The 18,633-nt window shown below is 57.4% G+C and carries 15 protein-coding genes; 10 read left to right on the top strand and 5 right to left on the bottom strand.

The annotated features are described in order from the left end of the window. Positions 1–20: 20 nt before the first annotated feature. The gene (locus tag ABVF61_RS25980; protein WP_502950020.1) at positions 21–908 is read right to left on the bottom strand and encodes a class I SAM-dependent methyltransferase; all 888 of its coding nucleotides are present in this window, start codon (positions 906–908) and stop codon (positions 21–23) included. Positions 909–1,058: 150 nt separating this feature from the next. On the opposite strand from ABVF61_RS25980, the gene ABVF61_RS25975 reads away from it, so the two are divergent. The 4 genes from ABVF61_RS25975 to ABVF61_RS25960 all read left to right on the top strand — a co-directional run bounded on the left by ABVF61_RS25975 (position 1,059) and on the right by ABVF61_RS25960 (position 3,636). Then, positions 1,059–1,844 (top strand): ComF family protein, encoded by a 786-nt coding sequence (locus ABVF61_RS25975; RefSeq protein WP_353996519.1) that lies wholly within the window; start codon positions 1,059–1,061, stop codon positions 1,842–1,844. 107 nt (positions 1,845–1,951) lie between these two features. Beyond that, positions 1,952–2,209, top strand: coding sequence for a glutaredoxin 3 (gene grxC / locus ABVF61_RS25970; RefSeq protein ID WP_353996518.1), 258 nt, complete (start codon positions 1,952–1,954; stop codon positions 2,207–2,209). 48 nt (positions 2,210–2,257) lie between these two features. Beyond that, a complete protein-coding gene (locus tag ABVF61_RS25965) occupies positions 2,258–3,112 on the top strand; it encodes a carbon-nitrogen hydrolase family protein (RefSeq protein WP_353996517.1) in 855 nt (284 codons plus the stop codon). After that, positions 3,109–3,636 carry a DUF1178 family protein gene (locus tag ABVF61_RS25960; protein ID WP_353996516.1) on the top strand — a complete coding sequence of 176 codons (528 nt, stop codon included), beginning with the start codon at positions 3,109–3,111 and terminating at the stop codon, positions 3,634–3,636. The genes ABVF61_RS25965 and ABVF61_RS25960 overlap by 4 nt, the downstream gene beginning before the upstream one ends. 69 nt (positions 3,637–3,705) lie before the next feature. Here the strand turns inward: ABVF61_RS25960 and ABVF61_RS25955 are convergent, their stop codons facing one another. The 3 genes from ABVF61_RS25955 to ubiG all read right to left on the bottom strand — a co-directional run bounded on the left by ABVF61_RS25955 (position 3,706) and on the right by ubiG (position 5,890). Then, positions 3,706–4,212, bottom strand: a complete 507-nt coding sequence (locus tag ABVF61_RS25955; protein ID WP_353996515.1) for a hypothetical protein — start codon at positions 4,210–4,212, stop codon at positions 3,706–3,708. 221 nt (positions 4,213–4,433) lie between these two features. After that, on the bottom strand, positions 4,434–5,132 hold the full coding sequence (locus ABVF61_RS25950) for an alpha/beta fold hydrolase (protein ID WP_353996514.1): 699 nt from the start codon (positions 5,130–5,132) through the stop codon (positions 4,434–4,436). Beyond that, on the bottom strand, positions 5,129–5,890 hold the full coding sequence (gene ubiG, locus ABVF61_RS25945) for a bifunctional 2-polyprenyl-6-hydroxyphenol methylase/3-demethylubiquinol 3-O-methyltransferase UbiG (protein WP_353996513.1): 762 nt from the start codon (positions 5,888–5,890) through the stop codon (positions 5,129–5,131). Before ubiG ends, ABVF61_RS25950 begins: the two co-directional genes overlap by 4 nt. A gap of 199 nt (positions 5,891–6,089) precedes the next feature. On the opposite strand from ubiG, the gene ABVF61_RS25940 reads away from it, so the two are divergent. The 6 genes from ABVF61_RS25940 (at position 6,090) to clpB (ending at position 15,709) form a co-directional block, all read left to right on the top strand. Next, positions 6,090–7,340 carry an aspartate kinase gene (locus ABVF61_RS25940; protein ID WP_353996512.1) on the top strand — a complete coding sequence of 417 codons (1,251 nt, stop codon included), beginning with the start codon at positions 6,090–6,092 and terminating at the stop codon, positions 7,338–7,340. 71 nt (positions 7,341–7,411) lie between these two features. Beyond that, a complete protein-coding gene (gene ptsP / locus ABVF61_RS25935; protein WP_353996511.1) occupies positions 7,412–9,679 on the top strand; it encodes a phosphoenolpyruvate--protein phosphotransferase in 2,268 nt (755 codons plus the stop codon). Between the two features lie 209 nt (positions 9,680–9,888). Beyond that, entirely contained in the window at positions 9,889–10,962 is a 1,074-nt protein-coding gene (prfA, locus tag ABVF61_RS25930) for a peptide chain release factor 1 (protein WP_353996510.1), read from the top strand. A 2-nt stretch (positions 10,963–10,964) separates the two neighbouring features. Continuing rightward, entirely contained in the window at positions 10,965–11,819 is an 855-nt protein-coding gene (gene prmC / locus ABVF61_RS25925; RefSeq protein ID WP_353996509.1) for a peptide chain release factor N(5)-glutamine methyltransferase, read from the top strand. A 312-nt stretch (positions 11,820–12,131) separates the two neighbouring features. Next, a complete protein-coding gene (locus ABVF61_RS25920) occupies positions 12,132–12,902 on the top strand; it encodes a DUF4167 domain-containing protein (protein WP_353996508.1) in 771 nt (256 codons plus the stop codon). 209 nt (positions 12,903–13,111) lie between these two features. Further along, on the top strand, positions 13,112–15,709 hold the full coding sequence (gene clpB / locus ABVF61_RS25915) for an ATP-dependent chaperone ClpB (protein ID WP_353996507.1): 2,598 nt from the start codon (positions 13,112–13,114) through the stop codon (positions 15,707–15,709). A 100-nt stretch (positions 15,710–15,809) separates the two neighbouring features. Here clpB and ABVF61_RS25910 read toward each other — a convergent pair whose 3' ends face one another. Beyond that, positions 15,810–17,789, bottom strand: coding sequence for a peptidoglycan DD-metalloendopeptidase family protein (locus tag ABVF61_RS25910; protein ID WP_353996506.1), 1,980 nt, complete (start codon positions 17,787–17,789; stop codon positions 15,810–15,812). Between the last annotated feature and the right edge of the window lie 844 nt (positions 17,790–18,633).

Here is an 18,633-nt window from a genome sequence, read left to right as displayed (position 1 = left end):
GTGCTCGCACCGTCTGAGCACTAGACCTTTTGTTCTTTTACTCCCAATGCGTCAGCCAGCCTTGACTTCGCCGATCCGGGACTGAGTGGCTTTTGTTGACTTTCGTGCGGGGCCCACCCCGACAGGGTTACCAAGGCAAAACTTGCCCTAATGCGGCCATCACCGTCAGCGTGGTTTTCAGCGTAAATCTCTGCCGCCCTAAGAAGTGTTGTCCTTGATAGAGGGTGCCTGGCCGTCTGGCTCAGGATCGACGTTGCGCCCGTATTGCGCAGATCTTTCAAGAGCGCGAACATGTTGTCGTAGCGCACAGTAAGCGTATCAAGATCCGTGACAGGCAGCGCAAACCCGGCACGTTGCAGCAAGCTGCCGAGATCACGCGTGTCGGCGAACGGAAGCACCCGTGCGGCGGCGCCGCCGGTGCATTCAAGTTCTGCCCTCGTCAGGCTGTCTCGCAATTCAGTCAGCGTACCCGCCCCCGGTATCACGGCCAGAAAGAGGCCATCCGGTGCAAGAGAACGCCTGATTTGCACCAGGCTGCCGGGCAGGTCGTTGACCGCGTGAAGTGTCAATGCAGACACGATCAGGTCGCAGGATTGCGGTTTGAGCGGAATGTAGGCGTCGTCGCATACCAGATCCGGGGATGGCAAAGAGGGGTCCGGAAAGAAAAGGTCCGCCCTGATTGTCCTCTCCGCTTTTCCCGAGCCGGAGATAGCCTTTGAGATCAGGCCAGTGTGGCCGCCGAGATCGACGGCGGTCTGAAACCTGCGGCTCACAAGGCGCAGCCTGTCCTCAAGGTCATGCGCGACCTCAGCGAGAAGAAAGTCTGCGCCAGGTGCTGCAAGCCGCAAGGCGCGCTCGCGTCTCATTCTGAACAAATCGCGATCAAAAAGTTTGGGTTGTGCGCTCACTTAGTAACTCAGCGTTGTCAAGTCGAGTGATCCGTCACTTAGGACAGTTGCGTTTTCAGGTCAAAATCGTCCTCGAAACAAAATTGGTTTTATTCTTGCGAAAACACTTATAGGTTGTTTTTTCATGTTTTGCTGTTCAGGATTTGTTTGTTGATTTCCCTGCGCGAAAAACTTGCCCACGTTCCATCGGCGACTGCGCGCGGTGTTCTGAATGTGCTTCTGCCCCTGCGGTGCATGTGCTGCGACACCCGCGTCGGCTCGGAAGACGGGCTTTGCCCGGTGTGCTGGAACAGTATGCCTTTCATTGAAAAACCGGTTTGTCACCGGCTTGGCATCCCGTTTTCCTACGATGTCGGCGAAGAGGCGTGGAGCCCGCGCGCGATTGCATCACCACCGGTATTCGACCGTTTGAGATCCGTCGCCTTTTACGAAGGATCGGCGCAGAGCCTCGTGCTGGCATTCAAATTTGGCGGTCGGCGCGAACTGGCCCGGCCCATGGGAAAATGGATGGTGTCCGCCGGACGGGAGTTTTTGAGCCCAGACAGTCTGATTATACCGGTGCCGCTGCACTGGCTGCGGCTCCTTTCCAGACGTTTCAACCAATCCGCCGCACTTGCCCAGGTGATCGCCAAGGAATGTGGTGCCGCCTATGAGCCAGACCTGCTGACGCGGCACAAACGAACAAGGCAGCAAGTGGGGCTCACGGCCAAGGAACGCCAGAAGAATGTCCGGTCAGCCTTCCGGATTGCGGCAGGACGCTCAGGTGATCTGGATGGCCGTCACGTTGTTTTGATCGATGACGTGATGACGACAGGGTCGACAATTGCCGCCTGCACAAAAACCCTTCTGAGTGCGGGGGCCTCCTCGGTCGACGTGCTTACTTTCGCGTTGGCGGATCCTTCAAGAAGTGACCAGGAGGAGACGGCAATTCTCTGACGAACTTCATTCCCGCTTGTGTTTCCATAAACGGCACGCATATATCGCCCGACTTTGATTGACGCCGTTGATGCCAGCGGCAAATGATTTGGAAAAGGATCCGACCGATGCCAAAGGTGGAAATCTACACCCGCCAATTGTGCGGGTTTTGCACCGCTGCCAAGCGACTGCTCGACAAAAAGGGTGTTGCCTACAAGGAATATGACGCGACTTTTGACGGTGGCCTCCGCAAGCAGATGATCCAGAAAGCAAACGGGCGCTCCACGTTCCCGCAGATCTTTATCGGCCAGACGCATGTGGGTGGGTGCGATGACCTGCACGACCTTGAGCATCAGGGCAAACTGGACGCCTTGCTGTCTTCCTGATTAAGTGTCGGATCAATCACACTCTTTCACGGACCGTGAGGCGATCGAATGGCCACCCTTGTTGCGGCTTGCATTCAGTTGCGGAGCTGCAAGTCCATCCCGGTGAATACGGAAAAGGCGGAAAACCTGATCAGGGCCGCAGCGGCCGAGGGCGCGAGCTACATTCAGACACCTGAAATGTCGAATGTCCTTGTCCGCAGCCGTGGCGAACTGCTCGAACGCATATCGGTGCTGCCCGAGGACATGTTCCTTCAGATGGGCTGTCGGGTTGCGTCGGAACTTAACGTGCATCTTCATATCGGTTCGCTCGCGGTTCTTTTGGAAAACGGGAAAGTCGCAAACAGGGGCGTTCTGATAGGACCGGATGGCAAGGTCGCTGTCCGCTACGACAAGATCCACATGTTCGATGTCGACCTGCCGAATGGCGAAAGCTGGCGGGAATCGGCAACCTATGAACCCGGAAACGAGTCCTTGGTTGCCGATCTGGGCAGCATCAAACTGGGCATGGCGATTTGTTACGATGTCCGTTTCCCGGAGATTTTTCGCGGGCAATCGCGCCTGGGTGCGGAAATACTGACAGCGCCGGCGGCGTTCACGCGGCAGACTGGCAAAGCCCACTGGCATGTGCTACAGCGCGCCCGCGCGATCGAAAACGGCGCATATGTCGTTTCGGCGGCGCAGGGGGGTGCCCACGAAGACGGGCGTGAAACCTACGGGCACAGCATTGTCGTGGACCCTTGGGGCAAGATCATTGCGGAACTGGACGGTGAAGAACCCGGGTATGTTCTCGCGGAGATTGACAAGCAAGCCGTTGAAAAGGCACGCTCCCGCATTCCCGCGATTGCAAACGAACGCCAGTTCGCATGCAAGGTAACCAGGACACTTAAGGAGGAACCGGCTTGATCAAGTACTCGCTTGTTTGCGATGCCAAACACGGTTTCGAGGGCTGGTTCCGGAATTCCGAAGATTTTGAGTCCCAGCGCGAGCGTATGCTTGTCGCTTGTCCCGTCTGCGGATCGATGACAGTTGAAAAAGGGCTGATGGCGCCGGCCGTGTCCACCTCCCGCCGTAAGGAAAAGCTCGTCCCGTCGCAAGTTGCCGAGACTGCCGCAGCCAATACGGCGTCGCTGCAGGCAAAATCCGCAGCAGCAAGTCCGGTTAGTCCTGCGCCTCAACCCAACGCGCTTCTTCCGACGGATGTTCAGCAGAAAGAGATCCTGGAAACCCTACGGCAGGTACGTTCCAAGATCATCGAGAACTCCGAAAACGTCGGCACCGATTTCGCCTCCGAAGCGCGTAAGATACATTTCGGCGAGTCGGAAGAAAGAAGTATTTACGGTGAAACAACGCCGAAAGATGCAGCGGAACTTCTTGACGAAGGTATTTCCGTCTTTCCGCTGCCAGAACTTCCAGAAGACAAGAACTGATCTCGTACATCAATCGCTTACACGGCGCGCGTAGCGTGCGATCTTGTTCCGTCAGGATTTGAGCTGTTCTCAGCTCTTCTCAGAGGCCGTGCGACGTGAGCGTGTCTTTGGGGCAGCCGGTTTCTTGTCTATCAGACTTTCTTCGGCGGCCTTGCCCAGCTCACCGACGCTTTCCAGCGCCGTTTCGTTGAGTTCTTCCACCGCAGCAGCGTTTTCGCTCACGCTGATCCTGAAAAGTGCGGCCTGTTTTTCGAAGTGGTCCTGATATTCCGTAGCCATTTTTGAATAGAAGGCCTGAAGCGTCGCCATTGTCTGCTCAGGCGCGACACACTGGCTCAGGGATTTTGCGCATTCGAAGTCTTCATGCAGGCGATGGCTGACAAATTCCATGTGGTCGTCGAACGCCTTTTCCGCGTGCGACCACATTGTGTTGCCCATTTTCTGGAAACTGGCGACTGCCTTGGCCTCCATCCGGTCCTCGCGTTCGGCAAAGGCCCAGTTTGTGAAAGCGGGCATGGGCCAATCAACTTTCAATGCAGTGAAATCGAATGCTCCGGTGTTGCGTTTGGTCGGCATGAGGGGTCCTCCGCTTGGTTGCGTTACAAGCGATGTGAGCTCACACTGCGCCGGGCCGCGTCCTCGCGGGCCAGCGTTTGAGCTCAGAGCATCTTCAGCTCGTGCTGACTAGCTCTCAATCAGCGTGCGGTAATTCTAACTGCGCTGCAAGACGGATCATTGACAGGGATCAAAAAATTTCACCTCGTCTTTTCAAAAACGGAACAAATCTCCCGTCGACCTTATGTGGAGTTAAGGAAGGCACTGAGTTCCGCAATTACTCTTTGAGGGGCTTCCAAAGTGGACAGATGCCCGCAGTTCTGAATCGTCACCATATGGCTGTTCGGGATCAGCTCGTGAATTTCGGCTGAAAGGTCCGGTGACAGCAAGCGATCACCGTCACCTGTCAGCACGAGCGTCGGGCAATCGATGTCGGTCAAAGAGGGTCTGGAGTCGATCCTGGCGGCGATTGCGCGTTGTTGTCGAACGAAAGCATCCGGACCGGTTTGGGTGGCCATTTCCACAACGACCGATCTCAAGGTTGCGCAACTCTCGTTTTTCTCATGTACGAAGCCCGGAAAAAGGAGATCGGGGATCTTTTCGAAGCTCTTTTCGGTCGCCAGTCTGACGAGCGTATTTCGGCGTCTTGACTGTTCGTTCGTGTCCGCGCGTGCGGACGTGTTCAAAAGCGAAAGTTTGCTGACCCGTTCTGGCGCAACCCGCATAACTTCCATCGCGATATAGCCGCCCATCGACAGACCGATGAGCGCAAAGCGATCCGGTGCGGCGTCAAGCAGGCGTGCGGCGACAGCACCAATACTGACGTCGTCCCCGATGTTTGCGACCATGATCGGGTGATCCGCAAGGGCAGTGATCTGAGGAGCAAAAAGCGCCTCGGTGCATAACAAACCCGGCACGAAAACAATTGGATCGGCCGTCAAGTCCGGTCTGCTCGTTCGGCGAGCAACATGTAGTTCACATCCATGTCGCGGGAGCGGGACCATACATCTGTGACCGGATTATAGCTCACACCCGAGCGGTCGATTATGTTCAGACCCGCTAAATTCAAAGGACCCTCAATCTCAGAAGGTCGCACCAGCTTCTCATAGGAATGGGTGCCTTTGGGCAGCCAGCGCAGGACGTATTCCGCGCCGACGATTGCCAGAGCATATGCCTTAAGCGTGCGGTTGATGGTCGCAATGAACATGAGGCCGCCCGGGCGCACCATGCTGCTGGTCGCCTCGAGAAACAGGGGCACATCTGCCACATGCTCGACCACTTCCATGTTCAGGACGACATCGAATGTTTCACCCGCAGCAGCAAGATCTTCAGCAGTTTGCGCCCGGTAGTCTATCTCCAGGCCTGAACTTTCCATGTGCAGCCTGGCGATCTTGATATTCGTTTCGGAAGGATCTGCGCCCACGACGTCCGCACCAAGGCGCGCCATCGGCTCACTCAAAAGTCCGCCGCCGCAGCCGATGTCCAGAAACCGCAGGCCTTTGAACGCATCGGCCGCCTTCGGGTCCCGATCGAACTGCCGGCAGACTTCCTGCTTGATGTAAGCCAGGCGAACCGGATTGAATTTATGCAAGGGTTTGAACTTTCCAGTCGGATCCCACCACTGGTCGGCCATTGCCGAGAAGCGGGCAACCTCGTCCTCGTCGATCGTGCCTTTGGTCTGTTGAGCCTTGCCTGTCATCGGACGATCCTTCCTAAGCCTGACGCTGCCATATGTTGAGCGGGTCCATTGTTTAGCTGTCGTTCAGTGTCTTTGACCATATGTCAAGTAAGCGCAGCTTGCGCGGAGTTGCAGCAACGCATCGCAGCCTGTATGCATGTGCGCCGATCCTGGCGGAGCGTGCAGCGCTTCAAGACACGACAAACAGAATACGAGTGGTATGGCCCGACTGGTTTTAAAATTTGGGGGGACTTCGGTTGCCGATCTTGATCGCATTCGAAACGTTGCCCGCCATGTCAAACGGGAAGTGGAAGCCGGCCATCAGGTTGCTGTGGTCGTTTCGGCGATGGCCGGACAGACCAACAAGCTGGTGGAGTTCTGCCGTGACGCATCACCTCTTCACGATGCGCGGGAGTATGATGCAGTCGTTGCATCCGGTGAGCAGGTGACATCCGGCCTTTTGGCGATCGTGCTGCAGCACATGGGCGTGAACGCGCGCTCCTGGCAGGGCTGGCAGGTTCCGATCAAGACGGACGAGAACCATGGCGCAGCCCGTATTCGCGAGATAGACGGCGGTTTTCTGACTGAACGGCTGGAGCAGGGCCAGGTTGCCGTGCTTGCCGGATTCCAGGGAATTTCTCCGGACAACCGGATCGCGACTCTGGGTCGCGGTGGGTCGGACACGAGCGCGGTGGCAATTGCCGCGGCCATTGAGGCCGACCGCTGCGATATTTATACAGATGTCGATGGGGTCTACACGACCGACCCGCGGATCGTTCCCAAGGCGCAACGTCTGGAACGTGTCTCGTTCGAGGAAATGCTTGAAATGGCATCGCTCGGCGCGAAAGTTCTTCAGGTCCGATCCGTCGAGATGGCGATGGTCCATAATGTCAGGACGTTCGTGCGCTCCAGCTTCGACGACCCGGATGCGCCTCAGGCCGGAAAAGACGGTCTTCCGATTGGTACCCTTATTTGCGACGAGGATGAACTCGTGGAACAGCAGGTTGTCACCGGCATAGCATATGCCAAGGACGAAGCTCAGATCTCTCTCCGTGACGTGGCCGACAAGCCAGGCGTCGCCGAATCCGTGTTCGGCCCGCTGGCCGACGCCCATATCAACGTGGATATGATCGTTCAGAACATATCACCGGACGGCAAGACGACGGACATCACCTTCACTGTTCCGGAAGGCGATTTTGAACGCGCCAAGAAGGTTCTGGACGACAACCGCGAGGAAATCGGCTTCCAGAATGTTGAAGGGGCGATCGACGTCGTCAAGGTATCGGTGATCGGCATCGGGATGCGGTCGCATGCAGGTGTCGCTGCGCAGTGTTTCAAAGGCCTTGCGTCCAAAGGCATCAACATTCGGGCGATCACGACCTCTGAAATCAAAATTTCCGTACTGATTGATTCTGCCTACGCGGAACTTGCGGTGCGGACTCTCCATTCGCTATACGGGTTAGACGGATAGTTTAACCGGCGGGCGGCTCCTACAGGTATGGTACGGGAGCGTGCCTGAAGCGGAATTCAGACGGGGGCGCAATGCGCAGCAACCTAGCCGGACCGCGCCTATTGCTCCGCAGGCTCCGCGAAGTCATGGCGGAACCGATTACGGCGCAAGAGCGACTCGACAAGATTGTCGTGCTGATCGCCTCGAATGTCGTCGCAGAAGTGTGTTCGGTTTACATACTGCGTGCGGATGGCGTTCTTGAGCTTTATGCGACCGAAGGTCTGAACAGAGAAGCGGTGCATAATGCCTCGCTGCGCGTCGGCCAGGGTCTCGTCGGTTTGATCGCGGCCGAAGCCCGTCCCCTGAACCTGCCAAACGCCAGCGCCCACCCCGGCTTTGCCTACCTGCCTGAGACTGGCGAAGAAGCCTACAATTCGTTCCTCGGTGTCCCGATCCTGCGTGCAGGCCGGACGCTGGGGGTGCTTGTGGTTCAGAACCAGTCGCACCGGACATACCTGGAAGACGAAGTCGAAGCGCTTCAGACCACCGCGATGGTAATCGCCGAAATGGTGGCCGCCGGGGAACTGGAAGCGATCGCGCAGGAGGCGACGGGCCTGGATTTGTCGAGGCCGATTACGGCAACGGGATCTGGACTGTCGGAAGGCGTTGGCCTTGGTCATGTGGTTCTTCACGAACCGCGCGTTGTCGTCACAAATCTGATTGCGGAAGACACCGATCAGGAGACCGCCCGTCTGGAAGGCGCGATCAACCGGCTCAGGCTTTCGATCGATGATTTGCTGGCAAGCGGTGAAATTGCGGCAACGGGCGAACACCGCGAAGTTCTCGAAGCCTACCGCATGTTCGCCTATGACCGTGGCTGGATCCGCAAGATAGAGGACGCGATCAAAAACGGGCTGACCGCCGAAGCGGCGGTGGAAAAGGTCCAGAGTGACACGCGGGCGCGAATGCTGCGGCAAACGGATCCTTACTTGCGCGAACGCCTGCATGACCTGGACGACCTGGCGCACCGGCTGATCCGCGAGTTGATGGGGCGCGAGCATGGCCCCGGGACCGGAGACTTGCCACAAGACGCGATCATTGTGGGCCGCAACATGGGCGCGGCGGAGCTGCTCGATTATGGGCGGGACCGGATACGGGGCCTGATCCTCGAGGAAGGCGGTCCTACCAGTCACGTTACCATCGTCGCCCGGGCACTTGGCATTCCAACGGTCGGGCTTGTAGATGACATCGTTAGCCTGGCGGATGCCGGCGACGCCATCATCGTCGATGGCGATACGGGCGAAATTCACCTTCGGCCGGCTGTCGACCTTGAAAACGCCTATGCCGAAAAAGTCAGGTTCCGGGCACGGCGCCAGGCCCAGTATCGCCGGCTCCGGAGCAAACCTTCCGTCACAAAGGACGGCGTTGAATTCTCCCTCCAGATGAATGCGGGCCTTCTCATCGATCTTCCGCATCTTGAAGAATCAGGCGCTGCCGGTGTCGGGCTCTTCCGGACGGAGCTGCAGTTCATGGTTGCATCGTCGTTCCCGAGAATGCGCGAACAGCAGGCCCAGTACAGCCAGGTTCTCGATGCGGCAAATGGCAAGCCGGTCACATTCCGGTCTCTGGATATCGGCGGCGACAAGGTTCTACCCTACTTGCGCTCGATCCAGGAAGAGAACCCGGCCATGGGATGGCGCGCGCTCCGGCTAGGCCTCGACAGGCCTGGTGTTCTGCGCACGCAAATCAGGGCGCTTCTGCATGCGGCCGCCGGGCGTGACCTCAAGCTGATGTTCCCGATGGTGGCGGAGGTCGGCGAGTTCCTGAGCGCCAGGGCGCTTGTCGACAAGGAAATGAAGCACCTGCGGCGCCACGGTCACGCAGTCCCCGAAAATATCCGGCTTGGGGTGATGGTTGAGGTTCCCTCTCTCCTGTTTCAGCTGGACGAACTGATGACATATGTCGATTTCGTCTCTGTCGGTTCGAATGATCTTTTCCAGTTTTTCTGTGCGGTCGATCGTGGCAACACGCGTGTTGCGGAACGGTTCGACACCCTGAACGTTGCATTTCTGAGAGCCTTGAAATCGATCGCGGATGCCGCACATAACAATCACGTCCCGGTCACCTTGTGCGGTGAACTGGCAGGCAGGCCGCTGGAGGCAATGGCGCTTGTCGGTCTCGGCTATCGCGACCTTTCCATGTCGCCGGCTGCACTTGGACCCGTCAAGGCGATGCTGCGAACGCTGGATACCGGTCGATTGTCCGCACGGCTGCTGCCGCGCCTGGAATCGGGCCACGGAGACAGCAACATACGCGATGTGCTGAAACGCTTTGCCGCCGAAACGGATGTCGCCCTTTAGGCGCCCGTTGCCGCGCGCAGTGCGCACTAGCTGATGTCTCGAGACACTGATATGTCAGAAAGTGAATCGAACTAGGGGATTCGGAGCCGAGAAGGCCGAAATACCCGCGACGGGCAACACCCGAAACCGTGTTGCGATGAGTTGGAAATAATGTCGGTCCTGGGCGTTGATGCCACTGACCTCGACCGGATCTAGGAGACCCTGCGCGTATGCTGGCGCGTCACAGACTTGATACCCTTTTGGACCGATTTGCCGAGATTGAACACCTGATGTCGGCAGGACCTGAGCCCGCAGCCTATGTGAAACTGTCCCGCGAATACGCCGGTCTTGAACCACTGGTCACGAAAATCCGGGCCTTGATCAAGGCTGAGGACGATCTTGCTGGTGCCCAGGCCCTGATTGCGGATCCGGACATTGACGCTGAAATGCGCGAACTTGCCGAACTCGAGCAGGCCGAATTGTCTGCCAGCGTTGAAGAGCTGACGCAGGACGTGCGCATTGGTCTTCTTCCCAAGGACGAGGCCGACGCGAATGACGCGATCCTCGAGGTCCGCGCCGGTACGGGCGGCGACGAAGCTGCCTTGTTTGCCGGTGATCTTTTCCGCATGTATCAGCGTTTCGCCGAGCTTCAGGGATGGAAGGTAGAAATCCTGTCAACCAGCGAAGGAGAAGTCGGCGGATTCAAGGAAGTGATTGCGTCCGTCTCGGGCGATAACGTCTTTGCACGGATGAAGTTCGAATCGGGCGTTCATCGGGTTCAACGGGTTCCTGCAACCGAATCGGGAGGACGTATTCACACTTCCGCGGCGACGGTTGCGGTTCTGCCGCAGGCCGAGGATGTGGATATCGACGTTCAAGAAAGCGATCTGCGTGTCGATACGTTCCGGGCGTCCGGCGCGGGTGGCCAGCACGTCAATACAACCGACTCAGCCGTCCGCATCACGCATCTTCCGACCGGTATCGTCGTCGCAGTTCAGGATGAACGATCGCAGCACAAGAACCGGGCCAGGGCAATGCAGTTGCTGCGTGCCCGGATCTATGACGAAGAACGCGAGCGGGCAGCCAGCGAGCGAACTGAAGCGCGTCGCCTTCAGGTCGGTTCGGGGGACCGCTCTGAACGAATCCGAACCTATAATTTTCCGCAGGGGCGCGTCACCGACCACAGGATCGGGCTCACGCTTTACAAGCTCGAGCAAATCATCGCGGGAGACGGGCTCAACGAAGTTGTCGAGGCCCTGATCGTCGACCATCAGGCCAATCTGCTTGCCTCAGAAGACGCCTGACGATGCGCGTCGGGGAGCTTTACCGGGACGTGCGGGACCGGTTTCGCGCCGCTGGTCTGCCCACTGCGGATTTGGATGCCAAAATCCTTGTCAGCACGGTCCTGGAAATAAATACTTCGGCTCTGGTTCTCAATGAAGACGATGAGGTGGACGACGGCACAAGCCAAAACATCTTCGCAAAGGCCGAGTTGCGCATCTCGGGAATGCCTGTCGGACGGGTTCTCGGCGAACGCGACTTTTACGGTCGCAGGTTTCTGCTGAACCCGGCGACGCTGGAACCAAGGCCCGATACCGAAATTCTGATTGATGTGGTGCTGGCAAGAACACCACCGGGCAAAGCGTCAATGATCTGGGATGTTGGAACCGGATCGGGTGTGATTGGCGTGACGCTGCTGGCTGAATTGCCCTTGAGCCTTGTGGTTGCGATCGACATTTCTGAAAAAGCGCTTGGTTGCGCGCAGAAAAATGCACGACTGCATCAGGTGGAAGAGCGCTTCCATCCTCTTTGCGCCGACTATCTCGGCGCTTTCGGGCAGAACCCCGGAACCGGGCCGGACTGGATCGTGAGCAACCCACCCTACATCCGCAAAGATGTCCTTCGCGAACTGGATCCGGAAGTCATCCGACATGATCCTGTTCTCGCGCTTGATGGCGGCGAATCCGGTGTGGACGCCTATGTTGCCATTGTTCGCGATGCGGCGCGTCTTTTGCCCAAAGGAGGGCAAATTGCGCTCGAGATCGGATATGATCAGGGCCTGCCCGTGGAAAAACAGTTGCGGCATCATGCCTTTGGAGCGATTGAAATCATTAAGGATCTTTCCGGAAACGACCGCGTGGTCACGGCTTGCCGGTTATAATTCAACTGTTTTGATCCAATCGCGAAAAAGCACTTGGAAATCGCAACGGAAACGGTTAGGTTCGACTTGCCGAAACCGGAGATGTTAACAGCGTTTAGCGGGGCATACGCATCCGGCAGCATGAAGACGAAACACGCTATCTGCGCTAAGGAATCTGCTGCGAATCGGGCTTTCCGGTGTTTTGGACTGTCGAAGAGAAAGACGAAAGCGTTGGCCAGTGGCCTGTTATGCGTTGCGTGTGTTTTCAAAGACAGCCGCTAACCAGCATTGTTGGTTTCGGTGTGTATTTCGTATCGGTTTAAAGTAATTCCGATGTTGGGTCAGTGTTTCGCTGACCGCCGTTCCGCAAGAGAAAACGGCAGGATGAGACCAGGAAATCAAAGCAATAAGCGTATGCGCGGACGGGGCCGCAAAGGTCCTAATCCGCTAACCCGGACTTACGAATCAAACGGTCCTGATGTGAAAATCCGCGGCACAGCGATGCATATTGCGGAGAAGTATCAGCAGCTGGCCCGAGATGCTCAGGCATCTGGCGACCGCGTGATGTCCGAAAACTACAACCAGCATGCAGAGCACTATCTGCGCATTGTCGCGGCCGCACAGCCGCAGCAGCAACCATCGACCCAGCCGGCTAACCGTGGCGAATCCGAAGAACCCGCTGAAAATGCGGCGCCGAACGGATCCGGTGCGCCGTTGAACGGTTCTGAACGTCCGTCGCAGGAACGGGCAAATGCCGATGGCGATGTCGTCGATGCAAACAGTCCTCAACCGTTTATCGAAGACATGCCCGTTATTGACCAGGAAGGACAGGTCAATGGCGCTGGGCAGAAGGCTGATGCCGAGGACACTGACGCGGACGAAAAACCGCGCCGCAGAACCCGCACGCCAAGGTCGCGCGCACCGCGCCGTGCTGCATCTGATACAAACGCTGAGGCATCGTCCGAAGCCGCGTCAGATGCGGGCGAGACAAATACCGATAGCGCAGACGAAGAGCAGGCCAAGCCCCGGCGACGGACAACACGGACGCGCCGCGCGAAAACCAGTGATGACGCGCCTGCAGAAACGGCCGCCGTCACTGAATAGCATGGCATTCCTGCGAAGTACCCGGAAACGGCGCCTGGTGGGCGCCGTTTTTGTTTTGTGCTTTTCAGTGCTCGGGCCTTTTGTGATTAAAATGCAACACTATATTAGGTGGGCAGTGCTGAAGAAGGCTGCGCGGATGCCCGTGACCGGGGTCCGTATCCAACAACGTTCCCCACGCTTCGGGTGGTGCGAGCGGGTAGGAGGTACATATGAATTTGGAAAAATACACTGAGCGTGCGCGGGGCTTTGTTCAGTCCGCTCAGACCTTTGCTCTTGGGCGGGGCCACCAGCAGTTCGCGCCTGAACACATTCTGAAGGTTCTTCTGGATGACCCGGAAGGCATGGCGACCGGTCTGATCGACAGAGCGGGCGGTCAGGCGAAGGCTCTCAAGGGGGATCTGGAAGGCATTCTGGACAAGATGCCGAAGGTTTCGGGCGGTTCCGGCCAGCTTTATATGGCACAGCCGACGGCACGGCTTTTCGAACAGGCTGAGAAGATCGCCGAGAAGGCAGGCGACAGTTTTGTCACTGTCGAGCGTCTTCTGCTGGCGCTTGCTACGGATACCGGCAGTGAGGCCGGCAAGCTTTTGAAACGCCACGGGGTTACGCCGAACGCGTTGAACGAGGCCATTAATCAGCTGCGTCAGGGTCGGACGGCCGATAGTGCAACGGCTGAAAACCAGTACGAAGCTCTCAAGAAATACGCCCGGGACCTGACGGAAGTTGCCCGGGACGGCAAACTCGACCCGGTTATCGGACGCGACGAAGAAATCCGTCGCACGATCCAGGTGCTGTCGCGCAGAACCAAGAACAATCCCGTGCTGATCGGCGAACCCGGCGTCGGCAAGACCGCGATTGCGGAAGGCCTGGCGCTCAGGATCGTGAATGGTGATGTCCCGGAATCTCTCAAAGACAAGCAGTTGCTCGCACTCGACATGGGCGCATTGATTGCCGGTGCGAAATATCGCGGTGAATTCGAGGAACGGCTGAAAGCCGTGCTGTCTGAAGTCGAGGCAGCGGCGGGCGGCATCATCCTGTTCATTGACGAGATGCATACGCTTGTCGGTGCCGGCAAGGCCGACGGAGCCATGGACGCCTCCAACCTGCTCAAGCCTGCACTTGCGCGGGGAGAGTTGCACTGTGTCGGCGCCACGACGCTGGACGAATATCGTAAGCATGTGGAAAAGGATGCGGCTTTGGCCCGCCGATTCCAGCCGGTGTTTGTTACGGAGCCGACGGTCGAGGATACTGTGTCGATCCTGCGTGGGATCAAGGAAAAATACGAACTCCATCATGGCGTCCGGATTACCGATTCTGCGATTGTTTCGGCGGCTAACCTTTCCAACCGGTACATTACGGACCGCTTTCTTCCAGACAAGGCAATCGATCTTGTCGACGAGGCGGCAAGCCGCTTGCGCATGCAGGTCGATTCAAAGCCGGAAGAACTGGATGAACTTGACCGCCGGATTATCCAGCTCAAGATCGAGCGCGAGGCCCTGAAAGTGGAAAGCGATGATGCTTCCCGTGACCGGCTTGTCAAACTGGAGCAAGAGCTTACCAATCTGGAAGAGCAGTCGCAGGCGCTGACGAACCGTTGGCTCGGCGAGAAAGAAAAGCTCAATCTGGAGCAGAAGATCAAGGAGCAGCTCGAGCAGGCACGGACGGATCTTGAAATCGCGCAGCGGCAGGGCGATCTGGCCAAGGCTGGCGAACTGGCCTACGGCGTGGTTCCGGATCTGGAGCGGCAGCTGACCGAAGCTGAGGAGTCTGAGGACAAGGACGCTATGGTGGATGAAGCCGTTTCGCCCTCTCATATCGCACAGGTCGTGTCGAAATGGACCGGCATCCCGGTTGACAAGATGTTGGAAGGCGAGCGGGAAAAGCTGTTGCGCATGGAAGACGTGCTGGCAAATCGTGTGGTTGGTCAGGCAGAGGCCATTCATGCGGTTTCGACGGCTGTCCGCAGGGCCCGGGCAGGTCTTCAGGATCCGCACCGGCCGATCGGGTCTTTCATGTTCTTAGGGCCGACCGGTGTCGGCAAGACGGAACTGACGAAGGCACTGGCGAGCTTCCTGTTCGACGATGACAGCGCAATGGTGCGCATCGACATGTCGGAATATATGGAAAAACACTCCGTTGCCCGGCTGATCGGTGCACCCCCCGGCTATGTCGGTTACGAGGAAGGTGGTGCTCTTACGGAAGCCGTGCGCCGCCGGCCCTATCAGGTCGTGTTGTTCGACGAGATCGAAAAGGCTCATGGCGATGTCTTCAACGTGTTGCTGCAGGTCCTTGATGACGGCCGGTTGACCGATGGTCAGGGCCGGACTGTCGACTTCCGCAACACCTTGATCATCATGACCTCCAATCTGGGGGCCGAGTATCTCGTCAACCAGCCCGAAGGTCAGGACAGCGATGCGGTCAGGGACGAGGTCATGTCAGCCGTGCGCGGGCATTTCCGGCCCGAGTTCCTGAACCGTCTGGATGAAATTGTCCTCTTCCACCGTCTGCAGCGCTCGCAGATGTCGGATATCGTCAGGATACAGCTGGAACGTCTTCGCGCTCTGCTTGCGGACCGCAAGATTGTGCTGAACCTGGATGACGGTGCTCTCGGCTGGTTGGCCCAGAAAGGCTATGACCCGGCTTATGGTGCCCGTCCGCTGAAGCGGGTCATTCAGAAGGACGTTCAGGATCCGCTGGCGGAAAAACTCTTGGCCGGTGATGTTCTCGACGGCCAGACAGTGGACGTTTCTGCAGGTGCGGACCGGTTGATTTTCCAGGTCGCCGAATCGGAAAGCGCTGCTGCCTGAGCGTCACCGCCTGAAAGAACGTGAAAAAACAAAAGCCCGCGGGGACTGCCGTTTCCGCGGGCTTGATCGTGTCGGGGCAAGCATTCACCCGGTGCGATTGTCAGTTGACCGCCGAGGCAACGCGGGACGGTTTGCGTGCCCGGTCGAGAAGCGTTTCGACCCGGTAGCGCTCGGTCTCAAAGCTGGTGCGCATTTCGCCTTCAAGTGTTCGGCCCTTGGGAAGCTTGATCCTCATAGGGTCGACATAGCGGCCATTCACAAGAACTTCGTAGTGGAGATGCGGACCGGTCGAAAGCCCCGTTGAGCCGACATATCCAATGATCTGACCCTGGGTTACGCGCGCACCTTCGCGGATGCCCTTCCCGAAGCCGGTCATGTGGCTGTAGGTGGTGACATAGCCGTTGGTGTGACGCAGCTCCACGCGCCGTCCGTAACCGGATGCCCATCCGGACTTGACCACGGTGCCGTTTCCTGCGGCGATAATCGGTGTCCCACGCGGTGCCGACCAGTCCACGCCACGGTGCATGCGGGTATATTTGAGGATTGGGTGCCGGCGCATTCCGAACCCGGACCGGAATTTCCCACCATTCAGCGGTTTGCGCACGAGGAATTTCTTGGCACTCTGTCCGGATGCATCATAGAAATCCGTCACGCCGTCGTCGGGCGTGCGATACCGGTAGAACTCGCGTGTCGTGTTGCCGGTGTTGAGCGCTGCATAGAGGATTTTGGGCGGTGAACCGTCGTCGCCAGGCGTGAAAAACAGCTCAAGCGCGTCTCCCGGCTGAACCCGCGAATTGAAATCAACGTCGAACGAGAACATGCGCACAAGGTCATCGATGATTTCCTCGGGCATCTCCTGTTCAAGCGCTGTCTGATAAAGACTGTCATAGATCGCCGGCGTCGGACCGCCATAGGATACGCGATCAGCCTCGGCGAAGGCGTCTGCAAGGAAGGTGCTCGGCTGTTCGGCACGGATGTAATTGCCGTTATCGGATCGGGCTACTGTCGCCTGATGCTCGGTGTCAGTATAAAGCGACACACGCTCCGTGCGCATCTCTTCTAGATTTTCAGGTGATGGCGCGTACGCTATGCGCAGGCGCTGACCGTCTTCGAGTTCCGTGATCCCGAAAAGAGCGGCGAAAGACGATGCAATTTTCCCGGCCTCGTCTTCGCTGGCATTATAGTCGAGGAGTAGGTCTCTCAAGACCTGGCCTTCCGAGATCGGGATGATGTTTTCCTGCATGCCAGCAAACCGGATCTCTTCGTCGCGTTTCGAGACAAAGGACACGTTTTCCGGTGTGATCCTAACGGCGTATCTTTCCAGATCAGGCTGCAGCGCAAGATTGAAGTCGAAGCGGCCAGGGTCGACAAGCGTCTGGGCTGCACTCTCAACGGAATTGAGTGCGAGCGAACGCGCGGATTCCCGCACGCTTAATTCAACCTCGTTTTCCGACGGTGTCCTTTGCATATCGATAAGTGGGCTCGACGTTGGAAAGGGAGCGAGGCTGATGCTGACTTCGTTTTCCAGTTTTGCACCATAGAGCGAGTCGGCGATCTGAGCGGTTGCCGTGTCCGTCAGTGCGCTGCCTGAGGCATCGTCCTGTTTGTCGGCGAACATGTTCAACGGATTGAACGCCGGTATCAGCGCGGCGAGGTCCGGATCCTTGCGCGTGGCCAACGAGGCGCTCACGAACACATGGGGTTTGACGCGAATGTGGTCCTTGTCTCCGACACGTGCGACAACATTCACGTCGATTGTATTCTTGCTGGAATACTCCGCCGCGGTCTTAAGGACCCTGTCGCCCTTGCTGCTGCTCCCGTCCGACAGTGAAACGCCTGCGAAAAAGGCGTCTGCGGATGGCGCTGCCTCAACGGTGTATTGCCCGTCAAGAGCCGCCATGAGCGCGCCGCCCATAAGAACCAGGGATGTGAAACCCGTCAGTACCGTGCCTGCAAGCCAGCGCAGGGACACCTGACGTTTGTCGGACATTCCGCTGCGGCCCTCATAGCCGCGAAGGGGAGGTTCGTCTCCCAGTTCGATGCGCGTTGCCTGTGCACTATGGAAAGGGCCAAAATGCATTTATACCTGTCCGGTCCTTTATTCGCTCTGTGTCAGGTCGTTCTAAATCAGGTCAGAGCCTCGCGGCAGTTTAGGAGGAGATACGGCCAATCGCCATAACACTCCAGATCCTGCTTCATGCAGTGTTTGGTCTAAAACGTCAATTGTTTATGCACGGTGACCCCACCTCAGAACGCCCGAAATACTGTGCCTAGTTCCTGATTTTGACGGTTCTGTGATTTCAAGGCTTTTTTGCTTAATGCGATGCTAAACAGTACCTTTGGCATGTTTGGTCCGAGGCACTCATGAACAGGACCGCTGACTGCTTTGCCTCTAACATGGTCTCATCTATTTCATTCGCAGTTTTTGATCCATCTCAAGAATGCTGCATTGCGTCAATTTTCTACCCCGGCCTTTACCGGGTTTTTGCCTTCTGTCAGGTCTTTGGAGATGGCATAAAAATGGGCCCTTTCGAAATATGTAAATGGCTTGAAACATAATGGTTGGTGAGCTCCAAAGCTCTGAATTTGTTTATCGATTTCGAACCACTTTCATTCTGTGAATCTTTTTTGACAAACGCTGTTGACTCATGTTCGGGCCCTGCGTATAACGCCCTCCATCGACGGCGCAGCCGCCGCTTGGCGCTCCTTGTCGTCGACATTACCGGACATATCAGTTTTGAAGACCTGGAAACGGGTGCAAAACGAGGCGTCTTTGGTCCAGCCTTTTTGGCGGCATTCGTTTCAAACGAATGGTTCTTTGACAATTTGATATTGAAGGAAGGGAAGCGTAGGCGGCGTTGTCCTTGCGATGTCTGGCAGAGATGCTGGGTGTTTTAAGGAGTTACGCAGGTACGCTGATCTTT

The sequence above is a fragment of the Roseibium sp. HPY-6 genome, assembly GCF_040530035.1.
Lineage (GTDB): Bacteria > Pseudomonadota > Alphaproteobacteria > Rhizobiales > Stappiaceae > Roseibium.
This window is presented reverse-complemented; position numbering and strand designations above follow the sequence as displayed.

Excerpts from the sequence above, each read along its gene's own strand:
- ptsP (WP_353996511.1), top strand. The coding sequence starts at position 7,412 with ATGCGCAGCAACCTAGCCGGACCGCGCCTATTGCTCCGCAGGCTCCGC.
- ABVF61_RS25955 (WP_353996515.1), bottom strand. The coding sequence starts at position 4,212 with ATGCCGACCAAACGCAACACCGGAGCATTCGATTTCACTGCATTGAAA.
- ABVF61_RS25910 (WP_353996506.1), bottom strand. The coding sequence starts at position 17,789 with ATGCATTTTGGCCCTTTCCATAGTGCACAGGCAACGCGCATCGAACTG.
- ABVF61_RS25940 (WP_353996512.1), top strand. The coding sequence starts at position 6,090 with ATGGCCCGACTGGTTTTAAAATTTGGGGGGACTTCGGTTGCCGATCTT.
- ABVF61_RS25920 (WP_353996508.1), top strand. The coding sequence starts at position 12,132 with ATGTTGGGTCAGTGTTTCGCTGACCGCCGTTCCGCAAGAGAAAACGGC.
- prfA (WP_353996510.1), top strand. The coding sequence starts at position 9,889 with ATGCTGGCGCGTCACAGACTTGATACCCTTTTGGACCGATTTGCCGAG.
- grxC (WP_353996518.1), top strand. The coding sequence starts at position 1,952 with ATGCCAAAGGTGGAAATCTACACCCGCCAATTGTGCGGGTTTTGCACC.
- prmC (WP_353996509.1), top strand. The coding sequence starts at position 10,965 with ATGCGCGTCGGGGAGCTTTACCGGGACGTGCGGGACCGGTTTCGCGCC.
- ubiG (WP_353996513.1), bottom strand. The coding sequence starts at position 5,890 with ATGACAGGCAAGGCTCAACAGACCAAAGGCACGATCGACGAGGACGAG.
- clpB (WP_353996507.1), top strand. The coding sequence starts at position 13,112 with ATGAATTTGGAAAAATACACTGAGCGTGCGCGGGGCTTTGTTCAGTCC.
- ABVF61_RS25965 (WP_353996517.1), top strand. The coding sequence starts at position 2,258 with ATGGCCACCCTTGTTGCGGCTTGCATTCAGTTGCGGAGCTGCAAGTCC.